This is a genomic window from Vibrio cincinnatiensis, assembly GCF_022113815.1.
Classification (GTDB): domain Bacteria; phylum Pseudomonadota; class Gammaproteobacteria; order Enterobacterales; family Vibrionaceae; genus Vibrio; species Vibrio cincinnatiensis_A.
The window spans coordinates 369,257-394,993 of sequence record NZ_SGOM01000002.1 but is presented as its reverse complement, the minus strand read 5'-3'; the positions used below and the strand labels follow the sequence as shown (position 1 = coordinate 394,993).

22 protein-coding genes are annotated in these 25,737 nt (G+C 43.6%); 12 read left to right on the top strand and 10 right to left on the bottom strand.

What is annotated here, in order from left to right; all coding sequences use genetic code 11:
• Window positions 1–108 precede the first annotated feature (108 nt).
• Window positions 109–630, top strand: coding sequence for a spermidine N1-acetyltransferase (speG, locus tag EXA13_RS04685; protein ID WP_238132124.1), 522 nt, complete (start codon window positions 109–111; stop codon window positions 628–630).
• Between the two features lie 38 nt (window positions 631–668).
• Here the strand turns inward: speG and EXA13_RS04680 are convergent, their stop codons facing one another.
• Window positions 669–1,277 (bottom strand): 2OG-Fe(II) oxygenase, encoded by a 609-nt coding sequence (locus EXA13_RS04680; protein WP_238132123.1) that lies wholly within the window; start codon window positions 1,275–1,277, stop codon window positions 669–671.
• 323 nt (window positions 1,278–1,600) lie between these two features.
• Between EXA13_RS04680 and EXA13_RS04675 the strand changes: the two genes are divergently transcribed.
• Window positions 1,601–1,852, top strand: coding sequence for a hypothetical protein (locus EXA13_RS04675; protein ID WP_238132122.1), 252 nt, complete (start codon window positions 1,601–1,603; stop codon window positions 1,850–1,852).
• Between the two features lie 64 nt (window positions 1,853–1,916).
• Here the strand turns inward: EXA13_RS04675 and tdh are convergent, their stop codons facing one another.
• Together tdh and EXA13_RS04665 are read right to left on the bottom strand one after the other, a co-directional pair.
• Window positions 1,917–2,948 carry an L-threonine 3-dehydrogenase gene (gene tdh, locus EXA13_RS04670; protein WP_238132121.1) on the bottom strand — a complete coding sequence of 344 codons (1,032 nt, stop codon included), beginning with the start codon at window positions 2,946–2,948 and terminating at the stop codon, window positions 1,917–1,919.
• Window positions 2,945–4,141 (bottom strand): glycine C-acetyltransferase, encoded by a 1,197-nt coding sequence (locus tag EXA13_RS04665; protein WP_238132120.1) that lies wholly within the window; start codon window positions 4,139–4,141, stop codon window positions 2,945–2,947. The genes tdh and EXA13_RS04665 overlap by 4 nt, the downstream gene beginning before the upstream one ends.
• A gap of 654 nt (window positions 4,142–4,795) precedes the next feature.
• Between EXA13_RS04665 and EXA13_RS04660 the strand changes: the two genes are divergently transcribed.
• Entirely contained in the window at window positions 4,796–5,728 is a 933-nt protein-coding gene (locus EXA13_RS04660; RefSeq protein WP_238132119.1) for a LysR family transcriptional regulator, read from the top strand.
• A 53-nt stretch (window positions 5,729–5,781) separates the two neighbouring features.
• On the opposite strand, the gene EXA13_RS04655 is transcribed toward EXA13_RS04660, so the two are convergent.
• Together EXA13_RS04655 and EXA13_RS04650 are read right to left on the bottom strand one after the other, a co-directional pair.
• Window positions 5,782–6,171, bottom strand: coding sequence for a cytochrome b562 (locus EXA13_RS04655; RefSeq protein WP_238132118.1), 390 nt, complete (start codon window positions 6,169–6,171; stop codon window positions 5,782–5,784).
• Window positions 6,172–6,254: 83 nt separating this feature from the next.
• Entirely contained in the window at window positions 6,255–7,001 is a 747-nt protein-coding gene (locus EXA13_RS04650; protein ID WP_238132117.1) for a phosphatase, read from the bottom strand.
• A 239-nt stretch (window positions 7,002–7,240) separates the two neighbouring features.
• Here EXA13_RS04650 and EXA13_RS04645 point away from each other — a divergent pair, with 239 nt between their 5' ends.
• From EXA13_RS04645 to EXA13_RS04620, 6 genes are all read left to right on the top strand, one after another.
• On the top strand, window positions 7,241–10,117 hold the full coding sequence (locus tag EXA13_RS04645; protein WP_238132116.1) for an HD domain-containing phosphohydrolase: 2,877 nt from the start codon (window positions 7,241–7,243) through the stop codon (window positions 10,115–10,117).
• 341 nt (window positions 10,118–10,458) lie between these two features.
• Window positions 10,459–11,961: a glucose-6-phosphate dehydrogenase gene (zwf, locus tag EXA13_RS04640; protein ID WP_238132194.1), complete on the top strand. Its 1,503-nt coding sequence runs from the start codon at window positions 10,459–10,461 to the stop codon at window positions 11,959–11,961.
• On the top strand, window positions 11,958–12,674 hold the full coding sequence (pgl, locus tag EXA13_RS04635; protein ID WP_238132115.1) for a 6-phosphogluconolactonase: 717 nt from the start codon (window positions 11,958–11,960) through the stop codon (window positions 12,672–12,674). The genes zwf and pgl overlap by 4 nt, the downstream gene beginning before the upstream one ends.
• Before the next feature lie 13 nt (window positions 12,675–12,687).
• Window positions 12,688–14,136 carry a decarboxylating NADP(+)-dependent phosphogluconate dehydrogenase gene (gene gnd, locus EXA13_RS04630; RefSeq protein WP_238132114.1) on the top strand — a complete coding sequence of 483 codons (1,449 nt, stop codon included), beginning with the start codon at window positions 12,688–12,690 and terminating at the stop codon, window positions 14,134–14,136.
• A gap of 127 nt (window positions 14,137–14,263) precedes the next feature.
• Window positions 14,264–14,401, top strand: coding sequence for a hypothetical protein (locus EXA13_RS04625; protein ID WP_167514861.1), 138 nt, complete (start codon window positions 14,264–14,266; stop codon window positions 14,399–14,401).
• 297 nt (window positions 14,402–14,698) lie between these two features.
• On the top strand, window positions 14,699–15,331 hold the full coding sequence (locus tag EXA13_RS04620) for a DsbA family protein (RefSeq protein ID WP_238132113.1): 633 nt from the start codon (window positions 14,699–14,701) through the stop codon (window positions 15,329–15,331).
• Window positions 15,332–15,429: 98 nt separating this feature from the next.
• Here EXA13_RS04620 and katG read toward each other — a convergent pair whose 3' ends face one another.
• Window positions 15,430–17,604 carry a catalase/peroxidase HPI gene (katG, locus tag EXA13_RS04615; protein ID WP_238132112.1) on the bottom strand — a complete coding sequence of 725 codons (2,175 nt, stop codon included), beginning with the start codon at window positions 17,602–17,604 and terminating at the stop codon, window positions 15,430–15,432.
• Window positions 17,605–18,399: 795 nt separating this feature from the next.
• On the opposite strand from katG, the gene gdhA reads away from it, so the two are divergent.
• Entirely contained in the window at window positions 18,400–19,752 is a 1,353-nt protein-coding gene (gdhA, locus tag EXA13_RS04610; protein WP_238132111.1) for an NADP-specific glutamate dehydrogenase, read from the top strand.
• 114 nt (window positions 19,753–19,866) lie between these two features.
• On the opposite strand, the gene EXA13_RS04605 is transcribed toward gdhA, so the two are convergent.
• The gene (locus EXA13_RS04605; protein WP_238132110.1) at window positions 19,867–20,364 is read right to left on the bottom strand and encodes a hypothetical protein; all 498 of its coding nucleotides are present in this window, start codon (window positions 20,362–20,364) and stop codon (window positions 19,867–19,869) included.
• A 191-nt stretch (window positions 20,365–20,555) separates the two neighbouring features.
• Here EXA13_RS04605 and EXA13_RS04600 point away from each other — a divergent pair, with 191 nt between their 5' ends.
• A complete protein-coding gene (locus tag EXA13_RS04600; protein ID WP_238096689.1) occupies window positions 20,556–21,383 on the top strand; it encodes a hypothetical protein in 828 nt (275 codons plus the stop codon).
• An 84-nt stretch (window positions 21,384–21,467) separates the two neighbouring features.
• Here EXA13_RS04600 and EXA13_RS04595 read toward each other — a convergent pair whose 3' ends face one another.
• Window positions 21,468–22,508 carry an oxidoreductase gene (locus EXA13_RS04595; protein WP_238116286.1) on the bottom strand — a complete coding sequence of 347 codons (1,041 nt, stop codon included), beginning with the start codon at window positions 22,506–22,508 and terminating at the stop codon, window positions 21,468–21,470.
• 130 nt (window positions 22,509–22,638) lie between these two features.
• Window positions 22,639–23,946 (bottom strand): nicotinate phosphoribosyltransferase, encoded by a 1,308-nt coding sequence (gene pncB / locus EXA13_RS04590; protein ID WP_238132109.1) that lies wholly within the window; start codon window positions 23,944–23,946, stop codon window positions 22,639–22,641.
• Window positions 23,947–24,247: 301 nt separating this feature from the next.
• Here pncB and EXA13_RS04585 point away from each other — a divergent pair, with 301 nt between their 5' ends.
• Window positions 24,248–24,964 carry an NUDIX hydrolase gene (locus EXA13_RS04585; protein WP_238132108.1) on the top strand — a complete coding sequence of 239 codons (717 nt, stop codon included), beginning with the start codon at window positions 24,248–24,250 and terminating at the stop codon, window positions 24,962–24,964.
• A 2-nt stretch (window positions 24,965–24,966) separates the two neighbouring features.
• Here the strand turns inward: EXA13_RS04585 and fecE are convergent, their stop codons facing one another.
• Entirely contained in the window at window positions 24,967–25,734 is a 768-nt protein-coding gene (gene fecE, locus EXA13_RS04580) for a Fe(3+) dicitrate ABC transporter ATP-binding protein FecE (RefSeq protein ID WP_238132107.1), read from the bottom strand.
• Window positions 25,735–25,737 lie beyond the last annotated feature (3 nt).

Below are 25,737 nucleotides of genomic sequence, written 5' to 3'. Positions count from 1 at the left end.
TTCATGTTCGCCCACAAAAAATACCATAAACAAAATCGGAGACACCGCTCGCCAAACCCCCTCATCCGCAGTAAAGTAAACTCTCCAAAAAAGAAGAATAGAGGCTTTATGAAACACCAATTAGCGCTTAGAGCTTTAGAGCGCGGCGATTTACGCTTTATCCACAATCTCAACAATAACCGTAATATCATGTCCTACTGGTTTGAAGAACCTTATGAATCATTTGATGAACTAGAGGAACTTTATAACAAGCACATTCATGATAACGCTGAACGACGTTTTGTGGTTGAGAATGCCCAAAAAGAATTGATCGGATTAGTCGAATTAATCGAAATTAACTACATTCACCGTAGCGCAGAATTTCAAATTATCATTACCCCAGAGCACCAAGGCAAAGGCTACGCCCGTACCTTGATTAATCGAGCACTCGATTATTCATTTACTATCCTCAACCTACACAAAATCTATCTACATGTTGCCATCGAAAATGAGAAAGCAGTCCATCTATATGAAATGTGTGGTTTTATTGAAGAAGGCCATCTAGTACAAGAGTTCTTTATTAACGGACGTTACCGCGACGTTAAACGGATGTATATCTTGCAAAATGATTATCTCAACGGTCAGGAATAGCCCAATACCTCACAGCTTTAGGTAAACTGTGACTCATACTAATGTGCAATATCCAGCTTATTTTCCGTCACCCCATTCGTTCTAAACCAGCCTGCAATACTGATACGTTCAGCTTGAGTGGGTAATACTTCATGGGGGAATCGTTCTGATAAAAAGACAACTAAACGACCGGAGATGGGGGCAATGGTTTCCACCCATTGATCATTAAGATCATAAAGTGCTAGCGATCCTCCATCCGCTTCACTCCACTGCTCATTAAGGTAAAGCACCGTCGTTAGCTTACGGCTTTCATTGCCTCTAAATGCATCAAGGTGTTTTCTATAAAAATCCCCCGCTTCATATTTGGCAAAATGCGCTTCATATTCAAATAATCCCAAGAAAAATACTTGATTCACTTGCTGACGTATCTGCTCCATTCGTTCTAAATAACCTTGCACAGATAAGCCCATCCCAGGATACAGCCAGTGAATCTTATCACTACGAATATCAACAACATGCTGAGCTTCTTCTTGACGACCAATTCGAGCACGCTGCCAAGCCCTAGGCAGACAAGATTTTAAGTCACGAACCTGATCTGACGTAAGAAAATCTTCCCAAACATACCAGCCTTGCTCAGCAATCGCGTCAAGTAACGAATCTAATGTCATGGTGTTCACTTATTGATGTAAAGGAAGTGGGTTATAGCGGGGTAAGAGGTAATAAACAAATCCAAATGTTAATCAACAAGAGTAATAATTCTTATCGATAAAATACACACATAAAATAACCAATCAATAACATTACATTAACCATACTAAATCCGCTAAAATTGGCGATTTAAGATTGTTCCTCGCCTTAATGATGGATCTACCTATGATTCATATTGTCTCAAATTATATAAACTGGCATGAAATATGCCCTTATAGATGGGAACAAATAGTCGATTTATCTCGCTATGTATGCTTGATAATTGGACGAAGAAGGAAAAAGTATGGGTCATCTCTACAAAATTGAATCTTATAGCGAAGAAGCGGTCAGCTCTATTGCACAATTTATCCGAGCGAAAGGGGGGCGTTGCTGTGTTGCAGGATTTGCTGTAATCACTAATCATCCCTTTAAAGAGCAAGAAGCGTGGCGCTTACTCCCTTTGGTTGGGAAAATTACGGATAACTTAACGGAATGGGATAAAAGTTGTTTTGAAAGTAGCTCAAACCAACGTACTTATTCAACACCTTTTCCATAATAGAGAAGGTAGCCTGCTGTTGGCTACCTTCTCTATTATGCATTGCGAAATGCTATTCGTTACTTTATTGCCAATCCAATATCACTTTACCAGAAGCTCCACTGCGCATAGCATCGAAGCCTTTTTGGAAGTCGTCTACTTTGAAGTGATGGGTGATGATTGGCGTTAAATCTAGGCCAGATTGAATCAAGCTTGCCATCTTGTACCAAGTTTCGAACATTTCACGGCCATAAATGCCTTTGATCACTAATCCTTTAAAAATCACTTGGTTCCAGTCTATCGCCATATCAGAAGGTGGAATGCCTAATAATGCAATACGTCCACCGTGGTTCATGGTTTTGAGCATAGAACGAAACGCATTAGGTACACCCGACATTTCTAGGCCAACATCGAAACCTTCTGCCATGTCTAATTCATCCATGATCGATTCTAAACTCTGCTCCGCGACATTAACCGCACGGGTCACTCCCATTTGACGAGCTAAATCTAAGCGGTATTCGTTCACATCGGTGATGACAACGTGACGAGCTCCAACATGCTTTGCTACTGCAGCGGCCATTATCCCGATAGGGCCAGCTCCAGTGATCAAGACATCTTCCCCGACTAAATCAAATGATAAGGCCGTGTGAACGGCATTACCAAATGGGTCAAAAATGGCCGCCAGATCATCAGAAATATCCGCTGGAATTTTAAAAGCATTAAAAGCAGGAATCACTAAATATTCTGAAAACGCCCCAGTACGATTCACACCGACACCGATCGTATTACGGCATAGATGCGTTCGCCCACCACGGCAATTACGGCAATGTCCACAAGTAATGTGTCCTTCACCAGAAACGCGATCACCGATTGAGAAGCCTCGTACCTCTTGCCCCATCCCAACAACTTCTCCGACATATTCATGCCCAACGACCATCGGCACTGGAATGGTTTTCTGAGACCATTCATCCCAATTATAGATATGTACATCTGTACCACAAATTGCAGTTTTCTTAATTTTGATCAGCAGATCGTTATGACCAAGTTCTGGCATTTCTACCTCGGTCATCCAGATACCTGGCTCTGATGTTAATTTCGAGAGTGCTTTAATTTTCATTGGATTAGCCCCATCTCTTGCCCAACTTCAATAAATACATCAATCGCTTGATCAAGTTGTTCTCGGCTATGGGCCGCTGACATTTGCGTACGAATACGTGCCTGCCCTTTCGGTACCACAGGGAATGAAAAACCAACCACATAAATACCTTTTGCTAATGCTCGCTCAGCAAATTCTGCGGCGACTTTTGCCTCTCCCAACATAATAGGAATAATGGCATGATCAGCCCCTGCTAACGTAAATCCGGCCGCTGCCATACGAGTACGGAAATGCGCGACGTTATCCCACAAATGGGTACGTAATTCACGACTTTCTTGTAAGAGATCAAGTACCTGAAGCGAAGCGGCAACGATCGCAGGAGCAACCGAATTCGAAAACAAATATGGCCGAGAGCGTTGACGTAGCCAATCAATCACCTCCTTTTTACCTGCCGTATAACCGCCCGATGCCCCTCCCATCGCTTTACCCAGCGTGCCGGTAATAATATCAATGCGATCAATCACATTGTGATATTCATGAGTACCGCGACCATTTTCCCCCATAAAACCGACGGCGTGCGAATCATCCACCATGACCAATGCATTGTATTGATCGGCTAAATCACAAATCTCAGGTAAATTGGCCACCACGCCATCCATTGAGAATACGCCATCAGTCACAATCAGCTTGTGGCGGGCTCCCGCTTTATCCGCATCAATCAATCTCTGTTCGAGTTCTTGCATGTTGTTATTGTTATAACGAAAACGCATTGCTTTACACAAACGAACACCATCGATGATCGAAGCATGATTCAGAGCATCAGAAATGATGGCATCTTCTTTCTCTAATAAGGTTTCAAACAGTCCAGTATTGGCATCAAAACAGGAAGTGTAAAGAATGGTGTCTTCTTTACCTAAAAAGGCAGACAGTTTTTGTTCCAACTGTTTATGGATATCTTGTGTTCCACAAATAAAACGGACCGATGCCATACCAAACCCATGCTCATCCATCCCACTCTTTGCAGCCTCAATCAGTTGTGGGTGGTTGGCAAGCCCTAAATAATTGTTGGCACAAAAGTTAAGCACTTCTTCACCGGTAGAAATCCTCACTGCAGCCTGCTGCTGTGACGTAATCACACGTTCAGCTTTATATAATCCTTCCGCTTTTACTTCAGCAAGCTGCTGACGTATCTGCTGATAAAAATCACAAGACATTGCTCTTTCCTTCTTCATCTTCTTGTTCGTTCGCGGTATAAAACCAGTAACGTAAACGGCCCATTTACACTGTAAAACTCGCTACTTCATTAGCTCAGAATGATGGGATCATTAATCAGTGTAATTGAAGTGTAGTCAGAGAATTATCGTGGGTTACGGAAAATCATTTGTGAATTTAAATCACAGATATATTTATTTATCGAATAAAAAAGAAAAGATAAAAAATGAGCCTGAAGCATAAAATAGGTAAAGAAAATAGGAAGAAACGTTATTGATTGATTCACGAATCTCTAAACTGTTTCTTTAATCACAGAATATTTTTTATTTATATTAATAGGGCACTTAGCCATAAATAATTCAAATTAATTATCCTTGGCACAGATCACAAAAGTGAATATTAAAAATGATACACAGAGACTGATTGGTTATTAATCTGCCAAAATAACACTCTTTTGTCGTATTAACCGCATGACTTACGATAAAATACAAAAAGAGATCGCCCATATAATCCTGTTTCTCAACAAAGAAAACGTGGCGACACGCTAAAAGCAAAGCCCCATTGATGAGAAAGATGATTACTCGGTAATACAACTTACCTATCAATGGATTTTCATAAACTCCTATTGGCAATTAATAAGAGTAAGCACAACCATTATGCTTAACACCAAACTCATCAGCCTACTCCCAGACTTAGCCACTTTTATTTTAGTGGTCAATGAAGGCAGTTTTACTGCCGCGGCACATAAACTTGGAGTCACACCATCGGCTTTAAGCAAATTAATTACACGCCTTGAGCTGGCGCTTTCGGTGAAGCTATTTGAAAGAACAACTCGAAAACTCGTGATTACTCAAGCAGGACAACGGGTTTATGATCAATGCTTAGTCATGGTCAATGCGGCTCAACAAGCCTTTGAACTTTCCAATGCGGATCACACCGAACCGGCCGGATCTTTAACCGTTGCTGCACCAGAAGCATTCCTTAACTCCGTATTGCAGCCGTTCGTTATTCCCTTTCTTAAACAATATCCTCAAATCCAACTCAAATTACGGGTTGTAGATGGGGAAATTGATCTGTTCCGCCATAATATAGACGTAGCTTTTAAACTCACCGATAAGCCTGATGAGAATTTAGTACTACGAGAACTGTGTAAAACGAATTTAGTCCTGTGCGCTAGCCCTGCATATATAAAAGAACGGGGCATGCCTCACCACCCGACGGAATTGATTCACCACGATTGCTTATATCTGGCAGAAACTGAACGTGATCATATCTGGGATTTTCTGAAAGAAGATGAATTTCATACCGTGCCCGTTACTGGCCGCTATGCTGTCAATCATTCTCAAATGCGTTTAAATGCGGTAAAAAGCGGTTTAGGGATTGGTATTTTCCATGACTTTGTCGTGCAAGATGCCTTAGCAGAAGGGAAAGTCGTCCAACTGCTGCAAGATTGGACGATTAAAAGTAATTACCACGGTGCCATTGCGATGCAATATGCTCAAACCAAATATATGCCTACTCGATTACGCGTCTTTATTGATTTCATTTTGCAGCATCTCAAACCGAAATTAGAGGCCCGGCCAATGTAGTCAACCATGCCCAAGAGCAACTTGGGCATCAATCGGAATCCCTTAATTATCAATTAACCAAAGAGACGCTGCCAAAGACTTGGCTTTTTCTTCTCATGGTATTCAATGCGCAGTTCATCCACCTCTTTGAGTGTGAGTTTGGCTGCGTCAAACTCACCACTTGCCAACTCATTCGTCGCTTTATTTAGTGTCACTGTCAGCTTATTAAAACCTTCTTGGTAAATATCCGCTCTTTCTGGTGGATATGGTGCCTGTTTGGCTTGAGCAACCAACCAACTCAACTGTGTAATAGGCTCTTGCATCGCCTCGACACTTTGAGCTTCTGCTGCACTCTTAAATTCCAGCTTCATCTGCTGCATCAGCTGTTTCATATCCATATCTGCGGCGAATCCCTGCCCGACAGCAAATAATAATCCGGCACTCAGCAATAAACGTTTTTTCATTGTATGGCTTCCTTTTGTGGTGTTGTTATTATCCTAATATTCTCATTGGGGATGGGGAGAAAATACAATGCTGGCTATCCACCCTACGATATAGATTGATATTCAAAAATCGGCTGACGCCCTCTTAATGCAAGAAACGCCAAAAATTGCTGCGGGCTATGAGTGATCACTCGGAATGGCTCAGCCCCCACTTTATCTAATAACTCACTCGCCAGAGTTAAATTACCCACATCTTGGCAAAAATGAGCATCACTCCCTGTCGTTATCCAGGCTCCGGCCGCTTTCGCAACTTCAGCAATTTGATAGCAGCGTTCGACACTGCCCACTCGGCTGTGCCCTTTTAGAGTGCTGTTATTAATTTCGATTGCGACATTATGCTCCGCCGCACAACCGACCACAGTATCAAAATCAAAATCAAAGTTGGGGTTACCTAAATGCCCTAATGCATCCACTCGGCCACTTTCTATCGTGTTGATGAGTGCTTGAGTATGCTCGGCTTTCGTACTCGGTGAAAAAACAGGCTCATGAAAACTGGCGATAATCCAATCTAAATGTTGATCAACAGAAGGGTGAAGGTCGACCTCGCCTTGCGTATTAAGAATGTTTGATTCAACGCCTCGGATGACTGCAACATTGTGCAAAAAGCGAGGTAAAATTCTCTGATTCGCAAAAAACCAATAATGAGGGGCGCCAGGCATAGACTCAGCGTGATCGGTCGTACAAAACATAGCTAACCCGTTATCATTTGCTGCTTTAGCATTTTCAATCAACGTACTATAGGCATGGCCACTCGCATAAGTATGCGTGTGAGTATCAACAGTAAGCCTCATTTTCCTCTCCTCTGTACAAACAGCGCTCAGTTTACCAGCCGCACCATAAGGTTACCAATACAGGATTACGTTCAAGCAAGTTAAAATCATTGGTATAACCAATGCTTCTTCATTTTTCATAGCCAAAACCGAAACGATTTTGCAGTAAATACTTTGTTAACTCACACAATTTACTAATTTTTTTGCAAGTTACTCATGATGAACAATACTTAATTTACCGCATGGCTAAGGATAAGTTTATGATTAGGCGTTACTACCCGTTGAGCATTCAAATTAGTACCTTATTTTTGGTTCTGGTGACGTTTATTGGTGTCGCCCTTATTGCTATCAGTTATCAGCATTCACAACGTTTGCTAACGACAAGTGCAAAATCAATCAGCCATGAAAATAGCAAAAAATTAGAAAATGCCTTTCAACAAAATAGCGCCCCAATTCTCGCCACTTTAGATTTTCTTGCCTACAGCCGATTTATTGATAACCCAAGCCCAGCAAGCGAAGATGCTCGCTGGTTAGCCTCATTACAATTGGTATTTGAACGAAACCAAGATTTAGTCGCGCTTTATTACGGCAGTGATAATGGCGATTTCACACAGATTCGCCCGCTTTTTACGGAGGAAGCTAAACATCGCTTTCAGGCACCCGATCACGCCATATTGTATGTGAACGATACACATATTGATGGAAGAAGTAAGGTGAGCTTCCTTAATGAAAAACTACAAGTAATTGATTTTAAAGAAACACAGGATAATACTTTTGACCCCCGTATTCGGCCTTGGTATGAAAGCGCTCAGCCAGATGGAAAAATTCGTTTAACTGACCCTTATTTTTTCTATTTTTTACACACTCACGGTATTACGCTTTCTCGTCGCTCCGCCGATGGAACAAAAGTCGTTGGGGCTGACTTTACTTTAGATTCACTCTCTCAGCAGTTATCTCGAATAGGGTTTTCGGATAACACCAAACTGGCTCTCTTCGATCAAAAATTTCGCCTATTGGCACAGCACAATACCACCTTGCATCTAGACGATGATCAAGCCACCATCAACGAAAAGTTGAAAAAAGGCATCTTTGCCTCAGTCGCTCATCGAATAAGCCATCAAACACTGTATGAAACTCTCCAATCAGCAAATCAAGATTGGTCCATCACCCTAACCCCTGTGGCTCTCAACCCTCACACTCATCTCTTTTTAGCAGAAGCGACACCACAAAACGATATTCTTGCCACCCTACTTTCAATGCGAGACAGGCAAGTGTCCGTTGCCTTATTGCTGTTAGGAGTATGCTTTATCATCGTTTGGCTCGTCGCTGAGCGGTTAGCAAGACCACTGACCACTTTGGTCGTGCAAACAGACAATATCTCCCGCTTTGATTTTCAAAAAACACGTTACCCCAAAAGTGCGATCAAAGAAGTGGCCGATTTAACAAAGTCCATCGAATTGATGGAACATACGCTGCATGATTTACTACGTTTATTACGAGATACCGCCTCAAACCAAGACTTTGATGCACTCGCTAAGATCATTACCCACCAAAGTTATCTCGTGACTCGGGCAGAAACCATCTTGCTTTATACTTATTCAAATGAAACTCAGTGCTTCACTACGGCCGCAAACCACGCCATTATTCCATTCAAAATTGACATCAATCGCTTGATCCAAGAAACCCCTTGGTTACTTGCTCAGTTACGTCAAGGCGAAACGGTTCATCTCACTCGTCAAGATAACCTACTGCATGCTTATCGAGAACAACTCTACAATAGTGACATTTATCTATTCCCCCTCCTAAACCAAGCGCGCCAGCTTATTGGTGTACTCAATTTAGGCTATGAACGAGCCATCACAAAAGCTCAAGCAGACAAGCACGCTTTTTTACGAGAAGTACTCAGCTTTGCAGAAATTGCTAAAGATAATATTGATAAAATGCAGCAACAAAAAGAGATGTTGAATGCCTTTATCACTCTTATCGCGTCAGCCATTGATACGAAGTCACCGTATACGGGCGGACACTGCCAGCGAGTGCCAGAGTTAACCCGCCTGCTGGCTGAGGCCACCAGTCAAGACAACCAGTATTTCCCAAACTTTTCTTTATCGTCTAAACAGTGGGAAGAGCTGATGCTCGCCGCTTGGATGCACGATTGCGGTAAAGTCACAACCCCCGAATACGTCGTCGATAAAGCCACCAAACTTGAAACCATTTATGATCGAATCCACGAAATACGGATGCGATTTGAATTATTAAAATGCCAAGCGGAAGCTGATTACTGGCAAGGTATTGCTCAAGGAGGAGACCCCATCGCCTTAGAAACACAGCGAGTTAACGAACAACAGAGCCTCGATGATGATTTTGCTTTTGTCGCACAATGTAACATTGGCTCTGAATGTATGAATGATGAAGCGATCATTCGCTTAAAACAGATCGCTCAGCGCCAATGGAAGCGTACGCTGGATGATCAACTGGGGATTTCATGGTTAGAAGCCAAACGCCATACGGACACCCCCTCTCTCCCCGTCATGGAAAATTTACTGGCCGATAAAGCGGTTCATCAAATTCAATGGGAAAAGGGCCAAGCCCCTCAAGATGTTTGGCCTGAAAAATTTGTGCTACAACCGGGTGCGCTACGATATAACCGGGGTGAGCTATACAACCTATGCATCCGCCGAGGTACGCTCAATGATGAAGAACGTTTTATGATTAATGACCATATTGTCCAAACCATCCTCATGCTCAAGCGCCTCCCCTATCCAGAACATCTCAAACATGTGCCCGATATTGCAGGTGGGCATCATGAGCGTATGGATGGGAAAGGCTATCCTCGAGGCTTAAATGAACAACAATTGTCCATCCCAGCCCGTATCATGGCTATCGCTGATGTTTTTGAAGCCCTGACATCCAGCGATCGGCCTTACAAAAAAGCCAAAACCCTCGCCGAATCCATCGATATTATGACAAACATGGCGACCAGCGGTCATATCGATCCGAAACTCTATTTGATCTTTTTAGAGCAAAAAATCTATCAGCGTTATGCTTCTCAATTCCTCGACACAACGCAGCAGAGTCAAGTGGATATTGATCAACATATTCAACGTGTCAAAACTTATTTACGCGACCTGTTTTAAATAACCGATCCTGCTATTTCTGTTAAAAATCTAAAAAAAATCAATAATAACAACACATTAAAAATATGAAGGACATATGAAAATGCGATAAAGGCGCATCGTAGCCCCCCGTTTTGCTCTCCAGCAATAACTCAAGATTTAATCGATTGCGTTATCAATAGTTGATGTATATCAAATTGTCGTAGACAATACTCTTCAGAGAAACGATAGCCATTTCACTCACGATGTGATCGGGTTATCGGTTTTGGCTATGAACTTAATAGTCAAAAGCTACTTTTTATTTGTGTATTGCGCTGATAGGGTTGGCGCATACTGAATACCTCGTTTTTAAGGGAAAGATGATGGTAATACCTGAAAACAGTTGCATTGTTATTTTTGGTGCATCGGGAGATCTAACCTATCGTAAGTTAGTGCCTGCTTTATATCATTTATATGCAAGCAAACAACTGCCTGAATCCTTTAGTATTTTAGGCGTGAGTCGAACGGAATATAGCGATCAAACTTATCGAGAGAAGTTAAAACGCTCACTGCAAGAGTTAGAAAAAACCGAGCCCGCGATTCTTGATGCTTTCAGTGAACACCTTCACTACCAAGCCATTGACACCTCAAATGTTGATGATTATGCCAAGCTCTCTACTCGCCTTGATCAACTGGCAGAGCAATACCAGCAAACCCAACGTAATACGCTGTTTTATCTTGCAACGCCGCCCAGCCTATACGGTGTTATTCCTAGCTGCTTGGCTGCTCACGGATTAAATAATGAGCAAGATGGCTGGAAACGACTAGTTATCGAAAAACCATTTGGCTATGATTTAAAATCCGCGCAAGCACTGGATATCGAAATCCATCGTCACTTTTCTGAACACCAAATCTACCGAATTGATCACTACTTAGGAAAAGAAACGGTTCAAAACTTACTGGTTTTCCGCTTTGCCAACGGTATGTTTGAACCACTATGGAATCGTAACTTTATTGACTATGTCGAAATTACTGGCGCAGAATTTCTGGGTGTCGAGGAGCGTGGGGGTTATTACGATGGCTCTGGTGCAGTCCGTGATATGTTCCAAAACCATCTGCTCCAAGTGCTGGCGATGATGAGTATGGAACCGCCTGCTGAGATTAACGCCAACTCGATTCGTAATGAAGTCAATAAAGTCTTACAAAGCTTACAGCCGCTTTCTGAACATGATCTTCGAAATAACCTTGTTCTCGGCCAATACACAGAGTCTGAGGTTCGCGGACAATTTCTACCCAGCTATCGTAATGAGCCGGGAGTGGCCGATGATTCACGCACCGAAACGTATGTTGCGCTGAAGATGTTTATCAACAACTGGCGTTGGAATGGTGTCCCGTTCTATGTCCGTTCAGGTAAACGCCTGCCTACCCGCGTCACCGAAGTGGTGATTCATTTCAAACGCACACCACATCCAGTCTTTGGACAAAACGCACCAGAGAATAAACTGATCATCCGGATTCAGCCTGATGAAGGCATTCAGATGAGCTTTGGTTTGAAAGAACCCGGAGCAGGCTTTAAAGCAAAAGAGGTGTCGATGGACTTCCACTACACCTCGCTGGCGGAAAAGAAAATGCTCACCGCTTATGAACGCTTACTACTTGATGCCCTCAATGGTGATGCCACACTATTTGCACGAACCGATGCAGTGGAAGCCTGTTGGAAATTTGTACAACCCATCTTGGACTTTAAACAAGATCCACAATCACTGTATGGTTATGCCTGCGGAACGTGGGGACCAAAAGAAGCTTACGAACTTTTACATCGAGATCGCCGAGAATGGCGTTTCCCATGTAAGAATTTAACCGATACGGATTACTGCGAATTATGATAAAAAATAAGATTTTTCCAACAGCACAAGCGGTTGTGGAATCCTTAGCGAAGGACTTACAAACGTACAGCGAGCAAGGCAAGCCCGTACATATTTCCCTTTCTGGTGGTAGCACACCTAAAATGCTGTTTCAATTACTGGCTTCTCCGCCTTATGCCACTGCCATTCAGTGGCAAAATTTGCATTTTTGGTGGGGAGATGAACGCTGTGTTGCTCCCGATGATGACGAAAGTAACTATGGCGAAGCAAACGCGCTTTTATTTAGCCAAATTGACATTCCCTCTGACAACATCCACCGTATTTTAGGCGAAAATGAACCCCATGCCGAAGCAAAACGTTTTGCCGAAGAAATGACGCAAGTCGTTCCGGTGAAAAAGGGAGTCCCTGTTTTTGACTGGATTCTGCTGGGTGTCGGTGCCGATGGGCATACCGCTTCACTCTTCCCAAATGTCACGGATTACCAAGATGAGCACCTATCACTCGTGGCGTCTCATCCAGAATCGGGGCAGCTTCGTGTTTCTAAAACGGCGAAAGTCCTAGAGGCAGCCAAACGTATTAGTTACCTTGTTCTTGGCTCAGGTAAAACCGAGATCGTCCATGAAATTCACACCACTCCAGCCGCAGACCTTCCTTATCCAGCGGCTAAAATTCAGTCATCTCACGGTGATACGGAGTGGTATTTAGATTTAGACGCAGCAGCAAAAATTGCGTGAAGGAGAGTAAGAAATGAAAGGTGATATCGGTGTTATCGGCCTCGCGGTTATGGGCCAAAACCTCATTCTCAATATGAATGATCACGGCTTTAAAGTTGTCGCACACAACCGTACGGCAGCAAAAGTAGATGAATTCCTTCAAGGCCCAGCAAAAGGGACCAATATTGTCGGAGCCTACTCACTACAAGAATTAGTCGACAAACTGGCCACCCCACGCAAAGTGATGTTGATGGTGCGTGCCGGTGAAGTGGTCGACACCTTTATCGAACAGTTAGTACCTTTGCTCGATAAAGGCGACATCATTATCGATGGTGGCAATACCAACTACCCAGACACTAACCGCCGAGTTGCTGCGTTACGTGAGAAAGGGATTCACTTTATTGGTACTGGTGTCTCTGGTGGTGAAGAAGGCGCACGTTTCGGGCCTTCAATTATGCCAGGTGGCGCTGTTGAAGCTTGGCCCGCAGTAAAACCAATTTTCCAAGCCATTTCGGCCAAAACCGACTCTGGTGAACCTTGTTGTGACTGGGTTGGTAATGATGGTGCAGGTCACTTTGTCAAAATGGTTCACAACGGTATTGAATACGGTGATATGCAACTTATCACCGAAGCCTATCAATTTATGAAAGATGGCCTAGGTATGTCAGCCGATGAAATGCAAGCAGTATTTGCTGACTGGAACAAGACCGAACTTGATAGTTATCTTGTTGAAATTACCGCTGATATTCTCGGCTATAAAGATGAAGATGGCGAAGCATTAGTTGAGAAAATTCTCGATACCGCGGGCCAAAAAGGAACCGGTAAATGGACGGGCATCAATGCGCTGGACATGGGTATTCCTCTGACCTTGATCACGGAATCAGTGTTCTCTCGTTGTCTCTCTGCACTTAAAGATCAACGCGTTGCGGCTGAACAATTGTTTGCGAAAACCATTGCTCCTGTTGAAGGCGATAAAAAAGCATGGGTTGACGCCTTACGCCAAGCGCTATTGGCATCAAAAATCATCTCTTACGCACAAGGTTTTATGCTGATGCGTGAAGCCTCTAATGAAAATGGTTGGGATCTAAACTATGGTAACGTCGCGCTGATGTGGCGCGGCGGTTGTATCATTCGTTCAGCTTTCTTGGGTAACATCCGTGACGCATTTGCCACAAACCCAGACATTGCCTTCTTAGGCTCTGATGTTTATTTCAAAGGTATTTTGGATAACTGCCTTGCGGCATGGCGTAAAGTTGCAGCGAAATCGCTCGAAGTCGGTATTCCAATGCCCTGTACCACTTCTGCGCTGACGTTCTTAGACGGCTATACAACAGCTCGCCTACCTGCAAATTTACTGCAAGCACAACGTGATTATTTTGGTGCTCACACTTATGAACGTATTGACCGCCCTCGCGGCGAGTTTTACCATACGAACTGGACAGGCACTGGCGGTGACACCGCTTCCACAACATATGACGTATAAAAAAGCGTTATAAATATCTTGAGACTCATCCTAGTCTCTACGCCTAAAAAATAAGCATCAAGGAGGATGTTAACTCAGTTAACATCCTCTATTTTTTGCTTTAATTTCACAACTGAGAGAATTAACAATGACCTTCAATAAGTATTTTGTTTTTGTTCCTAAAGCGTTAGAACAAGATGGACAACAAATGAATGAATGGACATCTGACAAGGAAACTCAGCGCCAAGCCATGGTAGAACAGGCGCAGCAACAAGGCGGTTGCTAATTGATTATCCCGTCGTGATTGATATCTTCTTATCGATCATGACGGGAATCTACCCAACCTGAGATTTTTCTCCTATTTAAACACTATCCCTCTTCACTTTTTATACACGTCTAATCGCCCATCTATATCACCCCATGCATCCTCATTTGTTTTCGGTAGGATACTTAAAACATCACATCTGTTCTTATTCGTTCATTTTAAGAGACAATGATGTCCACTCTCTGCTCTATATCCGTATAAACGCACGCTCTATACTCGACTTCAGCACTCACAAAACAGAGAACTGAAGAATCAAGCATGAAAACGGTACACTATATTTTTGACCCGATGTGTGGTTGGTGCTATGGCGCCAGCCCTTTAATTGAATCGCTCAATGCGATGCCAGAACTACGTTTATCGTTACATCCGGGTGGTATGTTAACTCGCCAAACGATAGCAGACCCTTTTCGTCAACATATTTTAAAAGCCGATGAACGGATTGCTCAAATCACAGGGCAATACTTTGGACAAGCGTATCGTGAAAGGTTACATCATCATGAACCATTAATACTAGATTCTTATATAACCGCTCAAGCCATATTGGCTGCCGATACCAGTCAAAATTTGGGTTTTAGTATGCTGAAAAAGATTCAAGAAGCACACTACCAAGACGGAAAAACGGTGGCTGAATCAGCCACATTAGCTCAACTCGCACAAGAGTTAGGCATAAACGCTGATGATTGGTCTCTGGCAATGAAACATGTCGCCACATCATTGGAGGGCACGATTCAACGTACGCGAACTTTAATGGAAGAATGGCAGCTATCGGGCTTTCCTTCGATGATGATCGAGTATACTGATGGCAAACTTCAGTTTGTGCCGCTCAACCATTATTACAATGACACACCGTCGTGGCTCCATTTTTGGGAAACCATCATCAATGAAAGATAAACTATCGATGGCAGATGCCTAAAGTAACAGCCGCGGTATTTCCAGAAAAACAATAGCCCCCAATTGGGGGCTATATCATCATTCAATCGACTTCTGAATTATTGCAGATCAAAGCGATCCGCATTCATCACTTTGCACCAAGCCGTCACAAAGTCTTTAACAAATTTCTCTTTGTTATCATCTTGTGCGTATACTTCCGCGTATGAACGAAGAATAGAGTTCGAACCGAACACTAAATCGACTCGTGTCGCTGTCCATTTCACAGCGCCAGATTGACGTTCGCAGATTTCATACAAGTTACGACCTTTAGGCTTCCAAGTGTAATGCATATCCGTTAAGTTCACGAAAAAGTCGTTGCTCAATACACCGACATTTTCGGTAAAGACACCATGGGATGTTCCACCATAGTTCGTACCTAAGACTCGCATTCCCCCCATCAATACCGTCATTTCAGGTGCAGTCAGACGCATCAATTGAGCGCGATCCAACAACAGTTCTTCAGGGTTAACAACATAGTCTTTCTTCAACCAATTACGGAAACCATCAGATAGGGGTTCAAGAACATCAAACGACTCTACATCCGTCTGTTCCAATGTGGCATCCCCTCGCCCAGGGGCAAACGGCACCTTAACCTCAACGCCAGCCGCTTTGGCCGCCATTTCAACCCCTAAATTTCCTGCAAGTACAATGGTATCGGCCACGCTTATACCAAACGTATTCGCAATATTTTCAAGCACAGTCAGCACTTTAGCTAAACGTTCAGGCTCATTACCTAGCCAGTCTTTCTGTGGGGCTAAACGAATACGTGCACCATTCGCGCCTCCTCGTTTATCCGATCCACGGAAGGTTCGAGCACTGTCCCATGCCGTAGACACCATTTCACTAATAGTCAGGCCACTTGCTGCAATTTTTGCTTTCACCGCCTCAACGTCATAATTCGTTCGCCCCGCAGGGATAGGATCTTGCCAGATCAGATCTTCTTTCGGTACATCAGGGCCAATATAGCGTGCTTTGGGTCCCATATCTCGGTGAGTTAATTTAAACCAAGCACGAGCAAAGACTTCAGAGAAGTATGCTGGGTCTTGATAATAACGCTCGGCAATTTTGCGGTATTCTGGATCCATTTTTAATGCCATATCGGCATCAGTCATAATCGGGTTATAGCGAATGCTTGGATCTTCGACATCAACGGGTTTATCTTCTTCTTTAATATCAATGGGTTCCCACTGCCAAGCGCCAGCCGGACTTTTTTTCAATTCCCAATCATAAGTAAATAACAAGTAGAAGAAACCGTTATCCCACTGTGTTGGATTGGTTGTCCACGCCCCTTCAATACCACTGGTCACCGTATTACGACCAACACCACGTGTTATGTGATTCATCCAGCCTAGACCTTGCTCTTCTAATTCCGCACCTTCAGGATCTGGGCCTAAATTAGCCGCATCGCCATTACCATGGCATTTACCAACTGTGTGGCCACCCGCCGTTAGCGCAACCGTTTCCTCATCATTCATCGCCATACGTTCAAAGGTCACACGCATATCTCTGGCGGTTTTGAGAGGATCCGGGTTACCATCCACGCCTTCAGGGTTCACGTAGATCAACCCCATCATTACGGCAGCGAGAGGATTTTCTAAATCACGAACGCCGGAGTAGCGGCTATTTTTCGCCCCACTTGGCGCAAGCCATTCTTTTTCAGATCCCCAATAAGTATCTTTTTCTGGATGCCAAATATCTTCCCGACCAAAGGCGAAGCCAAAGGTTTTCAACCCCATCGATTCATACGCCATATTTCCCGCAAGGATGATCAAATCCGCCCAGCTAATTTTATTGCCATACTTTTGCTTGATCGGCCAGAGCAAGCGACGGGCTTTATCTAGGTTGGCATTATCAGGCCAGGAGTTAATCGGCGCAAAACGTTGATTCCCTGTCCCTGCTCCCCCGCGACCATCGGCAATACGGTATGTCCCAGCAGAGTGCCATGCCATGCGGATCATCAACCCTCCATAGTGTCCCCAGTCAGCTGGCCACCATTCTTGGCTGGTTGTCATTAACGCTTTAAGATCGTTTTTTAAGGCCTCGACATCCAGTTGTTTTAATTCTTCTCGGTAGTTAAAGCCTGGACCCATTGGGTTTGTTTTTGAATCATGTTGGTGCAAAATGTCCAGATTGAGTGCTTTAGGCCACCAGTCCATATTGGACATATCGGCAGACGTTACACCACCATGCATGACCGGACATTTACCGCCTGAACTCATACCATTCTTTTCCATTTCATTCTCCTTGCTACGCATTACTGCGATTGACAACCGTGTTATGTCACAAGTAAATGTATCCACTGTACCCAAACGATGAGAAACGGTAGGTTAATCACAAGGCGTTCATCTCGACAAACTTTCTGGCAGAGTGAACAAACCGAACCAGTACCATTTCAAGTCAAGAAGGGTATTTAAGATAGCATTTGCATTCTACCTACTAGGCTAGACCATTTATAAATCAAACACTAATACACTATAGCTATTAGTTTAATAGGCTCTGCCCACTATTTAGAACATATCGACATTAAGGATAAGTGAAGGTGAAATTTTTTCAGCTTGCATTCGAGATCAATCGACCTACCTTGATATTAATCAAGGTAGGTGAGTGTTTTACCGCTCATCTTGCTAGTTAAGAAAGTAACGCATCAACACATTCATGCAAAAAATACCTTTCTTTGATTTCATTTATATTTATTATTTTTTTCGACGTTTAATACATTTATACACATTTTTGATGCATTTTCTTTCTCTATTCAATAGCATATACAAGTCGCTATGAGATGATGAATCATCAATATGTGCCAACAAGTAAGAAGACAGGAGTCTATCGGCAGCTAGGGAAAGCGTATATCTCATCAGCCCCCGCCTTGTGTCATAAAACAAGGGTTTCGGGTGCAAGAATATCTCCATTACCTACTGCCTTAACCTCCACTCATTCTCGTAATAACACAATAACAAGAGGGAGAGACCACAAGGGCATCTCTTTCCCTAACAAGGACATCAACAATTTAATCTCACAAGGAAATTATCGTGACTTATATTCATGACACCATAGTCAAATTACAAAAAACGAGCCCAGCACAAGCCGAGTTTTATCAAGCGGTAGAAGAGATATTAGATTCACTACAACCTATCTTGGAAACCAATGAGAAATACAAGAAACACGCAATCATAGAACGTATGGTCGAACCTGAACGACAAATTATGTTCCGTGTGCCTTGGGTTGACGATCAAGGGAACGTACAAGTCAACAAAGGGTATCGAATTGAATTTAACTCCGCCTTGGGGCCATACAAAGGCGGATTACGTTTCCACCCAAGTGTTAATGCAAGTATTATCAAGTTCTTAGGCTTTGAACAAATTTTTAAAAATGCTCTAACGGGCCTTCCCATTGGGGGAGGAAAAGGCGGCGCAAACTTCGATCCGAAGGGAAAATCGGATGGAGAAATCATGCGTTTTTGCCAATCCTTCATTAATGAGCTGTATCGCCATATCGGCCCAACCAGTGACGTTCCGGCTGGAGACATCGGGGTTGGAGCTCGTGAAATTGGCTATATGTTTGGTCAATATAAACGCTTAACCGGCAACTATGACGGTGTATTTACAGGGAAAAGCTTACTGTGGGGTGGTTCTCTGGTCCGTAAAGAAGCCACAGGTTATGGATGTGTTTACTTCGCACAATACATGCTAGAAGATCAAAATCAGTCGTTAGCCGGAAAAACCTGTCTAGTTTCAGGAGCCGGTAACGTTGCTATTTACACCATTGAAAAACTCTATGAGCTTGGGGCTCGTCCTGTCACCTGTTCAGATTCAAGCGGCACCCTCTACCATGAAACGGGTATTAACTTAGCGACTTTAAAAGAGCTAAAAGAAGTACGTAAAGTTCGCCTAGAAGAGTATCTGCAGCATCACCCTGATGCTCGTTATATTCCGGTCAGTGACTACCCCGCAGATGGGCATGCAGTATGGCGCTTTCCTGCTGAGTTGGCTTTCCCATGTGCAACACAAAATGAACTGACAGAACAAGATGCGCAAGCTTTGATTGCCAATGGCATTATCGGTGTATCAGAAGGTGCGAATATGCCTTCTACTCAAGATGCGGTTGAAGTTTTTCTTAATGCAAAAATTTGCTACGGGCCAGGTAAAGCAGCCAATGCTGGAGGCGTTGCAACCAGCCAGTTAGAAATGGCTCAAAATGCCAGTATGCAAACATGGAGTTTTGCAGAAGTGGATGAGAAACTGAAAGTGATCATGAAAAACATCTACCGCAATGCACGCGATACTGCGGCAGAATTCGGTGAACCTCACAACTTAGTTCTTGGAGCAAACATTGCGGGCTTTAGAAAAGTAGCGGATGCAATGATTGAGCAAGGCGTAGTTTAATTCCAGCCGATCAGAATAAGGGGGGGGAATCTCCCCCCTTACTTATCACTTACTGCTTACTATCATCGAGTAGTATAAATATTGTCTTTAATTCAATTACCTGACCCATCTCAATCAATAATAAACCACGCTAATGGTTGCGATGGTATTAAAACTTCCCGTGGTTTCACCTTGGTGGAGAGTGGCCGAAAAATCCATTCCATTTTCAACAGAATAGGCTTTTTTACCGTGACGATACTCTGGGTTAGATTGGGGAATCAAACTTAAATATGCTCCAGAGGCTGTCCCTGAGAAATTTTCTAGCCCCCGCGCACTCATCACAGGCGAAGTCCAATACACTTCTGCGGCTTCTGCGGCTCGACATTTTTCGCCTTCAACACTGGCCGTGGTCATGGAAAATCGCACAGGTTCTGTTGGCAATTGGGAGTCGAGTGCTTTCAGTTGGACTTGATTGGTTGCACTCAACGAATTATTAACGGTGATCTTTTTTTCACACGTAGCAACGGCAACTGTCCCCATAAAGGTGATTAACCCAGATTGCGCGGCATAAATAGTAGGAGAAAACGTTAGTTGAGCCGCAATGACGCCTTGAGCGATATAGGATAGCTTCATAAACATACTCCTTTCAATTTAACGACAAAATTCATACACAAAATAAGTATGGTACAGGCCTCAGCAAATTTCATGCCGCCAGGATTTTGACTCGTACACAGGTTTTATTCTCTACTCAAAACCCATCTACAGCGCTGTTGGCTTGAGTTATACTATCAGGCATCGACTTACGGATAAGGCTGTAGAAACCTATGAATAATCAACCATTAAGTGAACTTATTGGTCATCGAGTGCTGGCAGTCCTGGGAACTTACCCACAAATGACCGCCGTGATGGATGTCTATATTTGTGGCGTTGAAATTATTTCTGATATTCAGTTAAAAGTGTTGCTGCCGAACGGGCATGCGCTCAGTGAGGATCAATGGGTAACGCTGCATTTGGATAATCGGACCGGTGTTTCTGAATATGATGCTGAATTACAAGTCAATCGGCTGTCATTTAAGGGCAGAGTCAGTCGAGTTTCTGAGTATGAAGTCATTATTGAGGCTATTGAATATCAAGTATATTACGGTATTTCTGTAATAAAAGAATACCAGATGAAAGGTTACCAATTTCCGGTTGATCTTCGCCCATCAAATGCGCTCCCCATTTCGCCGCTACACCATGCTCCTCATATTGATGATAAAGAACATGAGAATAAAATTGGCGTATTACTCACCTTTGCAGAACAGCAACCACATACAACCGTGATGGCATTCCTTTCTTCTGTTGAGGACGACATTTTCTTTATTACTTTTCCTAGCACTTTTAAAGGGCAAGTGCTGAGTCGTGATAACCGCTGTTATTTCGCAATTGATAGCCGTGCAACGTTTACCTTTGAGCAGGCAATTGAATGGAATTACAGTATTATTTGTGGTGATGTTTATAGTGTTCCCAAAGACAGCCCACTCTTTTTGCAAATTCAGGAGCTATTTATCACTAAAAACCCTTGGGAAGTCGGTTTTTTTAGTCACCCTGATATTCAGATGTATCACCTTAAAGCTGAACATGTCGTTTGTCCGAAAAGAGCGTCACATTAATGCTGCTGCAGAAAATAAGTCAGGTGAATCACCGTTGATGCGAATCACCTGACTCTCTTCGATAGGTTATCGAGACTCACCCATTCAGAGTGAAACGTTCAGCGTCTGCCCAGTTTGACTACTTTCTAATGCCAGCTCAATCAAAGCAATATTTTGCAGTGCTTGCTCGGCTGGAACAGGGTTTTTACTTCCCAACCGAATCGCATCCGCAATGCCTTTAAAGTAGTGCTGGTACCCGCCACTCTCAGTGACAATTGTCTGCGCTCCTGACTCACTATATCGCTGACCATAAAGGGCTGGATCTTCACTTACCCAACGATCACCGAGAGGCTTTACTCCTTGTTTGAGCTGTGTTTCTTGTGGGTCAAGTCCACACTTTTCGTATTTGGCGAGCGTTCCTAAAATCTTATAACGTAGATTAGGTTCGGGGCTGTATAAGTTGGAATGCAGATGCACTAAATGATTAGGGTAGTGCAAAATGACATTATAATAATCAATCGTTGTCGCCCCCGGACGCATCATTCTACACTGAGCATTGATGGCTTGTGGCAGGCCAAAAAGTACAAGCGCTTGATCCAATAAATGGGGAGCGAGATCAAATAAAATCCCCCCACCATCTTGTGCCTGCTCACGCCAGCGCTGACGAATTTCTGGTCGGTAGCGATCAAAATGTGATTCAAATAAGCGAACCTCTCCTAAACTTCCTTCTTCAATTAATTTTTTGACAGTAAGGAAATCGCCATCCCAACGCCGATTATGGAACACACTTAACACTAGCCCTTTTTCTTGCGCCAAGCTAATTAATGCTTTACCTTCCTCCATTCGAGTAACAAAGGGTTTTTCAACGATCACATGCTTACCATTTTCTAATGCACGCTTTGCCAAAGGAAAATGGACATCATTAGGGGCGGTAATAATAACAAGCTCAGCCTGACTGTGATCCAACAAGGCCTCAGCCTCTTCATACCATTGTGCCTGCGGCCAATCAGTTTCGACCGCAGCTCTCTGGCTAGAGCTTATTGCGCACAGTTCCAGTTCAGGTAAGGCTTGAATAAACGGAAGATGGAAAGTTTTAGCAGAATAGCCGTAACCAATGACGGCGGTTTTTATCGGGGTATAGGTCATTATCCACTCATCTCTTTACACGTATCGACCCTTGTCATCATGCCGAATGGCGGGACTCGGGTAAAGTGTTGTTTAGTCGATGCTCAAAAAAGAAAACCACCATGGGTTATGGTGGTTTTTTGTCATTTAATTACGCGGCGGCGATGTATTGTCGCTGCTGACGCTTTTTTTGCTGTAATTCAACCAGTAAAGCATCCATATCGACCTCAATATTGAAGCGCCGTTTCAGGTTCGCGAGGAAAATCGGGTCTTCACACATGGCTTTTTCAGGTTCATCACTCACTTTTGCTACCGGACGACCATGGCACTCGGTTAACTTAATCACCATCGATAAGGGTTGATAAGCATTACCGGATTCACTTTTCCAGCCCGCTAAATCATTGGTTAGAAAAGTTCCGATTCCAAATGAAATACGAACGCGCCCCGCAAAGTATTCACACAGTGATAGTGCCTGTTCAAAGTTCAGTCCATCCGAAAAAATAAAGAGCTTATTTTTAGGATCAATGCCTAACTTTTTGTAGTGAGCGAGCATCTTATCGCCCCAAGTGAACGGGCAACCAGAATCATGACGAACGCCATCGTACGCTTTGGCAAGGTGCACATTAAAATCACGAATAAAGGCATCAATGGTTAATGTATCGGTTGGGGCAATGGAAAGTTGCCCATCAAACGCTCGGAGCCACTGTTCTAACGCGACTCGTTGTGAATCGCCGACATTAACTAAAGCTTGATGCCCCATAAACCATTCATGTGCAATCGTACCGATAGGAGGAAGGTTAAACTCACGGGCAAAATGGTAATTACTCGTGCCGAGTAACTGTTCAGGTATTTCTTGTTGAAGATAAGCAATCACATCACGCTGAACTTGGCTGGAAAAACGGCGGCGAGTCCCCATTTCTGTCAATGAAAAATTCTCTATGCCACGTTTTTTAAGCTCGACTTTTAAAGCCTGAACTTTTTCTGCCAGTACTTGCAAAGGGAGCTCGGCAGGCACTTGTGCCCATCGGCGGCGGCTACGCACTTCAGAGACGATCGCCATCACCAAGGTTTCATACAAAATGGTATCTCGCCATGCTCCCTGAATCGCAATACGCAACTGGTGCTTTCCATCTTGTTTTATCGTGCCCATCTCAACCTGTCGCTCAGGTTGAAAGTGAAAATACCGCAACGACTGTAAAAAAGAGGCTTTAAGATGAGGTGAGCTTTTCTTTAGGTAAGCAATATCTGCATCAGAAAAACGTAAAGAGGCCAAATGCGCGATCTCCTCACGAACGTCTTCCAAAAGATCACTGATATCTTCATCACTACGTACAATCAGTTCATAGCGCACTTGGACGTCAGGATAAAAGGAATGAATGGCCTGCATCATATTGATTTTATAAGCATCAAGATCCAACAAGCTGCGGATAAGGTGGGGAGAAAACAGGCAAGCGTTCATTATGCCATCCTTCCGTTCAAGATTAACAGAGTTGCATGTTAGTAACATTATGTTGCTAACTTTTCCAGCACAATAAATTAGCCTTACAAGTTTGTCAACTATTGTGACAAACTAACACAGACTCTCTATCCATAAGGTTTATACGTGTATTGTTCTTCGTGACATTACAAAGCCAATCCCAATGGAGGTTACTTTGCTCGTATGCGCATGATAAACATCGTTTGTCACAAACCGTTATTTACATTTGACCCAATCCGACCTCTTGCCTAGAATGAGGTCACTGTTTTTCAGGGATCTCAGCATGATTGTCACCATTGATATGGTTTGTCTGCGCCTCGCGCCGACAGGTATTCAAACATTGTTGGTTAAACGCAGTAACCCTCACCGGCCAGATTGTGGCCAATGGGCCTTACCAGGAGGGCTTGTGTATGACGAAGATATGACAACCAGCGGTGGAGAACCCGCCGATGAAGATTTCGATTCTGCTCGACGACGTATTTGCCGACAAAAAATTCATACCTACCCCAACTTTATTAGCGACCCACTGGTCGATGGTAACCCTAAGCGCGATCCCGATGGCTGGAGCGTTAGCATCTCTCATTATGCGCTGCTTAATCCCTCTAACGTTGAGCAAATTGAGGATTTTGGTATCGATCGGGATCGTGTTAATTGGTTTAGCCTGACGATGTTACTGAATAATGAAATGGAACTGGCTTTTGACCATGTTGCTCAAATTCAGCACGCTTGGAAAAAACTGCGCGCTGCAGTCGAATATACCTCCGTGGTCTTATTTTCTCTGGAAAAAGAATTTCTGGTGGCGGATATCATCGAGGCTTACGCAAAATTTGGGGTAGAAATGAATCGTATGACCGTCAAACGGCGGCTCATTAATACGGGTGTAATTGTCAGCGCCAATAAAATCGCTGCTTCATGCAAAGGAAAAGGCGGAAAACCCGCCACCGTGTACCGCCTTGCTAACCATGAAGTCACTTATTTTCAAACCTGCTTACGCGGATAAAATCAACGGACGATACACATCGGCGTACCAGCAATGGGATCTTGATGAATTTCAGCATCCAATTCAAAGACCTCTGCTAATAACTTCGGGGTCATCACAACTTGGGGAGCCCCCTCAGTGATCACTCGACCTGCTTGCATCACTATCAAATGGTCGCAGTAACGACACGCTTGATTAATATCGTGCAGTACGGCCACAATCGTTTTACCTTGTTGATTGAGCATACGTAGCAGCTTCATGAGTTCTACTTGATGGTTCATATCTAAATACGTGGTCGGTTCATCAAGCAAAATAAAGTCCGTATCCTGAGCCAAAGTTAACGCAAGCCATACACGCTGGCGTTGCCCACCCGATAAATCAATGACGGGCGTTTCAGCAAATGCTTCTACCCCCGTGGCTTGCATGGCTTGTTCAATAATACATTTATCGTGTACCGACAGTTGTCCCCAAAACCCCGTATATGGGCTACGTCCATAAGAGACGACTTCTCGTACACTCACCCCTTCTGGAGGTTGCTGAGACTGAGGTAATAATGCGAGTTGCCGAGCGAAAACTCGGGAGGGTACCTGTTCAACCGCTTTCCCTTCCCAGAAAACGTGCCCACGTTGTGGTTTTAAAATTCGTGATAATGTTTTTAATAACGTGGATTTGCCACACCCATTTGGCCCCAGTAAAGCCGAGATTTTTCCTTCAGGGATCGTCACATCAACGCCGTTAACAATCGGCCCTTTGCCGTATCCAACAACCAGATTTTCGGTGGTTAAATGCATGGA

Excerpts from the sequence above, each read along its gene's own strand:
- zwf (WP_238132194.1), top strand. The coding sequence starts at position 10,459 with ATGGTAATACCTGAAAACAGTTGCATTGTTATTTTTGGTGCATCGGGA.
- EXA13_RS04665 (WP_238132120.1), bottom strand. The coding sequence starts at position 4,141 with ATGTCTTGTGATTTTTATCAGCAGATACGTCAGCAGCTTGCTGAAGTA.
- EXA13_RS04675 (WP_238132122.1), top strand. The coding sequence starts at position 1,601 with ATGGGTCATCTCTACAAAATTGAATCTTATAGCGAAGAAGCGGTCAGC.
- gnd (WP_238132114.1), top strand. The coding sequence starts at position 12,688 with ATGAAAGGTGATATCGGTGTTATCGGCCTCGCGGTTATGGGCCAAAAC.
- katG (WP_238132112.1), bottom strand. The coding sequence starts at position 17,604 with ATGGAAAAGAATGGTATGAGTTCAGGCGGTAAATGTCCGGTCATGCAT.
- EXA13_RS04620 (WP_238132113.1), top strand. The coding sequence starts at position 14,699 with ATGAAAACGGTACACTATATTTTTGACCCGATGTGTGGTTGGTGCTAT.
- EXA13_RS04655 (WP_238132118.1), bottom strand. The coding sequence starts at position 6,171 with ATGAAAAAACGTTTATTGCTGAGTGCCGGATTATTATTTGCTGTCGGG.
- EXA13_RS04660 (WP_238132119.1), top strand. The coding sequence starts at position 4,796 with ATGCTTAACACCAAACTCATCAGCCTACTCCCAGACTTAGCCACTTTT.
- EXA13_RS04595 (WP_238116286.1), bottom strand. The coding sequence starts at position 22,508 with ATGACCTATACCCCGATAAAAACCGCCGTCATTGGTTACGGCTATTCT.
- pgl (WP_238132115.1), top strand. The coding sequence starts at position 11,958 with ATGATAAAAAATAAGATTTTTCCAACAGCACAAGCGGTTGTGGAATCC.
- EXA13_RS04625 (WP_167514861.1), top strand. The coding sequence starts at position 14,264 with ATGACCTTCAATAAGTATTTTGTTTTTGTTCCTAAAGCGTTAGAACAA.
- EXA13_RS04650 (WP_238132117.1), bottom strand. The coding sequence starts at position 7,001 with ATGAGGCTTACTGTTGATACTCACACGCATACTTATGCGAGTGGCCAT.
- pncB (WP_238132109.1), bottom strand. The coding sequence starts at position 23,946 with ATGAACGCTTGCCTGTTTTCTCCCCACCTTATCCGCAGCTTGTTGGAT.
- EXA13_RS04680 (WP_238132123.1), bottom strand. The coding sequence starts at position 1,277 with ATGACATTAGATTCGTTACTTGACGCGATTGCTGAGCAAGGCTGGTAT.
- tdh (WP_238132121.1), bottom strand. The coding sequence starts at position 2,948 with ATGAAAATTAAAGCACTCTCGAAATTAACATCAGAGCCAGGTATCTGG.
- EXA13_RS04585 (WP_238132108.1), top strand. The coding sequence starts at position 24,248 with ATGATTGTCACCATTGATATGGTTTGTCTGCGCCTCGCGCCGACAGGT.
- speG (WP_238132124.1), top strand. The coding sequence starts at position 109 with ATGAAACACCAATTAGCGCTTAGAGCTTTAGAGCGCGGCGATTTACGC.
- EXA13_RS04605 (WP_238132110.1), bottom strand. The coding sequence starts at position 20,364 with ATGAAGCTATCCTATATCGCTCAAGGCGTCATTGCGGCTCAACTAACG.
- EXA13_RS04600 (WP_238096689.1), top strand. The coding sequence starts at position 20,556 with ATGAATAATCAACCATTAAGTGAACTTATTGGTCATCGAGTGCTGGCA.
- fecE (WP_238132107.1), bottom strand. The coding sequence starts at position 25,734 with ATGCATTTAACCACCGAAAATCTGGTTGTTGGATACGGCAAAGGGCCG.
- EXA13_RS04645 (WP_238132116.1), top strand. The coding sequence starts at position 7,241 with ATGATTAGGCGTTACTACCCGTTGAGCATTCAAATTAGTACCTTATTT.